At 52.8% G+C, this 4,049-nt stretch carries 6 protein-coding genes; 4 read left to right on the top strand and 2 right to left on the bottom strand.

Annotation, left to right across the window (positions count from 1 at the left end; genetic code table 11):
* Nucleotides 1-648 precede the first annotated feature (648 nt).
* The gene (bamE, locus tag ACIQYF_RS23610; RefSeq protein ID WP_402866682.1) at nt 649-945 is read right to left on the bottom strand and encodes an outer membrane protein assembly factor BamE; all 297 of its coding nucleotides are present in this window, start codon (nt 943-945) and stop codon (nt 649-651) included.
* Between the two features lie 201 nt (nt 946-1,146).
* On the opposite strand from bamE, the gene ACIQYF_RS23605 reads away from it, so the two are divergent.
* Both ACIQYF_RS23605 and ACIQYF_RS23600 read left to right on the top strand, forming a co-directional pair.
* The gene (locus ACIQYF_RS23605) at nt 1,147-1,374 is read left to right on the top strand and encodes a CopG family transcriptional regulator (RefSeq protein ID WP_073510839.1); all 228 of its coding nucleotides are present in this window, start codon (nt 1,147-1,149) and stop codon (nt 1,372-1,374) included.
* Complete coding sequence (locus ACIQYF_RS23600; RefSeq protein ID WP_176704024.1) at nt 1,358-1,624, top strand: type II toxin-antitoxin system RelE/ParE family toxin; 267 nt, start codon at nt 1,358-1,360, stop codon at nt 1,622-1,624. The genes ACIQYF_RS23605 and ACIQYF_RS23600 overlap by 17 nt, the downstream gene beginning before the upstream one ends.
* Before the next feature lie 84 nt (nt 1,625-1,708).
* Here ACIQYF_RS23600 and ACIQYF_RS23595 read toward each other — a convergent pair whose 3' ends face one another.
* Entirely contained in the window at nt 1,709-1,918 is a 210-nt protein-coding gene (locus ACIQYF_RS23595; protein WP_402866685.1) for a DUF2790 domain-containing protein, read from the bottom strand.
* 456 nt (nt 1,919-2,374) lie between these two features.
* On the opposite strand from ACIQYF_RS23595, the gene ACIQYF_RS23590 reads away from it, so the two are divergent.
* Together ACIQYF_RS23590 and ACIQYF_RS23585 are read left to right on the top strand one after the other, a co-directional pair.
* On the top strand, nt 2,375-2,599 hold the full coding sequence (locus ACIQYF_RS23590; RefSeq protein WP_402866676.1) for a hypothetical protein: 225 nt from the start codon (nt 2,375-2,377) through the stop codon (nt 2,597-2,599).
* The gene (locus ACIQYF_RS23585) at nt 2,596-2,835 is read left to right on the top strand and encodes a hypothetical protein (protein WP_402866673.1); all 240 of its coding nucleotides are present in this window, start codon (nt 2,596-2,598) and stop codon (nt 2,833-2,835) included. Before ACIQYF_RS23590 ends, ACIQYF_RS23585 begins: the two co-directional genes overlap by 4 nt.
* Nucleotides 2,836-4,049 lie beyond the last annotated feature (1,214 nt).

Here is a 4,049-nt window from a genome sequence, read left to right as displayed (position 1 = left end):
GTGCGGGGAACGAGACCTGGTAAGCCAATTCTGTCGGGAAAACCCCCGTCTGTCCAGCTTCCAGCCTCCCCCGACACCTCTTCCCGACGCTTGGAATCAAGATGCTTTGGGCCCGGGAAAGTAATAGCTGCCGATCAAGGGGATCTCTTCACGGCAGCCGGTATAGCCGGTTAGGTGCGACCCGCAAGGGCGAGAAGGCAATGGCAGGGCAGCGTAAAAACCCAACCACGGGCGCTGTCACTGTCCTAAAACCCACCAACCGCCAGACGCCGAAGAGGGCAGGGGGCGCAGTGGTAAACAATCCCCGAAAGTCTGGAACGCCTGTTGGGAGTGGGAGCCGGGTGACTGCACCTGGAACAAAATCCTCACTGCGTGGAGTCATGCGAGACGCTTTTTTTAAAAGCTGATCGTAGGGGCTCCCACGCCAGTGGGAGCCATCAAGAGCGTCGCGTAGCCATCATTGCTCGTGCTCTTGTCCCTTAGGGCTATAGCCTGCTTTGGATCTTTCCCAGCGAGTGGGGGTCCCCCTTTAGGGGGTCGAGCTGGTGAGCGTAGCGAATGCTCTTGCTCTTTGTGAGCATTGGGCACCTACATTGCAGGTGCCCAATATGCGGTGGTTGGTTTCAGTAGCCGACGAAGCTATTTGTCTTAGTCATTAGGAAGAAAGTCCTTGGGGATATAGGGCACCTTCGAGACGACACCATTCTTCGTTTCGAATGAGATAGATTTTGCGCCACTGAATGCTGTCGCATGGGTATAGACCCAAGTTTGGCCCTCGTCTTTGGATACCGTCATATAAGGGTTGCCCATGATCTCGTATAGCTGATCTTCGGTCATGCCGATCTTGACCTTACTAGCTTGTCCGAACGTAAACGGGGTACCGGCGCAACCGGCTAAGGCTACTATGATAGCGCCAAGAATGAATCGATTGATGTGGCGAAGCATGAGTTACTTCCATGTGATTTGAGCGGTTATCCATATAACTATGTCTCTGTGCCATCATGCAACTAAGTAAAAGCCCATGGAATTGTTTAACCTCAGGTGCTGCGTTTCGAATAACGCCGCTTATGTCAAAAAGCCCACCAGAGTGGGCTTTTTTGTCATTGTGATATACTGAATACATGTATCACAAAAGGAGGCTATAGCATGGCCACTTCCATTCGACTGGCTCCCGAAACCGAGCAGCGCCTTGATTTTTTGGCGAGCAGCACCGGACGTACCAAAGCGTATTACTTGCGCGAAATCATCGATCACGGCTTAACCGACCTTGAGGATTACTACCTCGCGGCGGAAGTCCTGGAGCGGGTTCGTAAAGGTCAAGAGGTCGTGCACTCAGCAGCGGACGTAAGGAAATCTCTTGGCTTGGACGATTGATTACACCGACACGGCCAAGACCCAGCTGCGCAAGTTGGATAAGCAGGCGGCCAAGCGCATCCTAGATTTTATGGATGAGCGGGTGGTTGGCCGGGATGACCCGCGCAGCACGGGCAAGGCCCTGACTGGTCCGCTGGGTGGGTTGTGGCGTTATCGCGTCGGCGATTTTCGGGTGATTTGCGACATTCAAGACGGTGCCTTGCGGATTCTGGTGGTGCAATTGGGCAACCGTCGAGAGGTCTACCGGTAACTGGCAGCGGCCCATAAAAAACGCCCCTCATGGAGGGGCGTTTTAACTTGGCCTGCAACGAGCAGGCCTCGTTGGGACTCAGTGTTAGTTATTTGAACAACCGTTACCCATTACTCGGTATTCCATAACGTGTTGCTGACCTTGATGGTCCAAATAAGTCATGTGTACTGGAACCACCTCACAGACGTCTGGGACGGGGTCCATGTGAATCACTTTGGCGATGTCGAGGTGTGAGCTGTAGCTGTATTGCTCAACAGCAGGTTCATCGGCAAAAGCTATTTGACTGCCCAGCATGACAAAAGAAGCGGCAATCAATGTTTTAAACAGTTTCATTTTCAATGTCCCAACGATGCAAACGGTTTACGTCTTCAGTCGGAATGTTTAAGGCCGAAGGCTCTACGAAACGTGGGAGGGTGGTTTGCTTGGACCCTGCTGGTTCTGCGTTTCGTGGCTTTGTTTGGAAGCTGTATTCAGTTTATTCCGTTTGGGGTTTGGGTACAGATCAAAGACAGAAAAGCATTCTTGCTGGTCTAGTAATAATTACGGGTTTCGATAACGACTGGATGGTCGCGGGCTTGAGTGCGAATAACGCGCCCTATGTTCAATCGCACCCCACAAAAAAGCCCACTCTGGTGGGCTTTTTTGCGGCCGCTGGATACCACAAGGCCCGGGGCTGGACTACCGTCATCACCCTGCGCGGTCTGACGCGCAATCTGCCACCGTCCCCCATGAGCCAAGGAGTGCTTTTCAATGTCCGTCACCTACTTACCGCTGGAAGCGTGGAATAGGCATTGGTTTTTCGAGGAGGGATCGGTGTGTTGTCGGCGTTGCCTGGCAACTCAATTGGTCACAGATCTTAATCCGTTTGAGCATGTACTTGGCTGTAAAGCTCAGGCCCTCAATGCGGAATACCCCAGCCGTGAACTGGTGGTGCTTTTGAAGCAGGAAGCAAAAATTAAGGCCGCGTTTTTATGAGGATGGGTATTCAGGAAGATGCGTTGCGAGTCATGCTTGAAGGCGAAGCCGTGCGTGAAGTACTGGTCAGCCGCCACGGTGATAAATGGGGGTTGGCCATTCGTTTGGGCGGCGCAGGATCGCGCTGGTTGCCCGTTCGCTCTCGTCGTGAGGCGTTACGTACCTGGGCCAGCCTAACGGCTGTGGGACGTTTTGCAGAGGCTCAAGGCATCAAGGTGTTTGGCGTCGAGTTATGACAGTCAAGGACACCCAGCCCCGGTGTATAACAATTGATATACATAAAAAGCCTTATTTCTATGGCTGAAATCCCCATTTTGTATAGAAAATGTATAGCACCATAAAGTCATTGAAAATGCCCATAAGCCAAGCCCAGCAAGGTTTTAACCTCCCATGTGGAGGTGCGTGTTGTGTATTGAGATTTTGACCCTGTTAAGGGGAGAAATCTGGCTGTTCAAAGGGCGTAAAAATCGTTCAGGTCGAAGACCGTGGCAAGCCGGGTGCAAAGAGGGTGCAAAGAGGGTGCAAAGAGGGTGCAAGGAGATAGCAAAGATGATCGTCCCGGATTTTCCAGGCACAGAGAATTTTACCTTCGTTGGAGTTTCGCGCCTGCGGAACTGACGATGGCTTTTAGTCATCTAGAGCGTCGAGCAGATTCGCCCAAGTAGCGGTGCCTCCTAGTTTCGGACTCGGAGCCGAAACAAGTTTTGGGGTGGGTTTATGCTCGATCAGCCGAAGTGACTGTTGCAGCTCTTGTATCTCTGCACGCAGCAATCGAACCTCTTCAATCAGCGAGTGTAGGGCCGGGTGTAGGACGTCCATTTCAGGTGTAGGGGAAGTGTAGGGCGAGGGTGTAGGGTCAAGTGTAGGGCGGTGTAGGGTGATCCCCTGTGGTTCGCCATAAACACGGATCATTTCTGATAGGTCGATAACCTTTTGCCCTTTACCGTCTAGGCCAGCAGTTACGCGGCCTTTAGACACGGCCTCATGCAATGTGGAACGGTGTAAACCGTAGATTTTTGCCATGCGGCCGATGGTTAGTTTTGCCATGTAGGGCAGTGTCGGGTTCTGTCTGTAGGGTGCCCTACAGTCTACTGCTATTTATGAGACTTAACCGACCATTCCCTAACGCGGTCCGGTGGACCTTGTTGGCTACCGTGCTGGTAGGCAGCACTGCTGCCAGACCCACACGGCAGCTTGTGAAAGACACAGGGTTTGCGCTGGGCGAGCAAACGCAATATCTTTGGGCGATAGATACATAGCATTAAAACGAAAAAACCCTGCCAAGGCAGGGTTTCATTCGGGCCAGCGGCGACGGCAATCGCTCTGGCCAAGGTCTCGGGGAATCTCTGCTTTGCGTGCGGGGAACGAGACCTGGTAAGCCAATTCTGTCGGGAAAACCCCCGTCTGTCCAGCTTCCAGCCTCCCCCGACACCTCTTCCCGACGCTTGGA

Source organism: Pseudomonas sp. NPDC096917 (assembly GCF_044762555.1).
In the GTDB taxonomy this organism is placed as follows: Bacteria; Pseudomonadota; Gammaproteobacteria; order Pseudomonadales; family Pseudomonadaceae; genus Aquipseudomonas.
The sequence above is the reverse complement of the archived record's forward strand: the minus strand, read 5'-3'. Positions and strand labels throughout refer to the sequence as shown.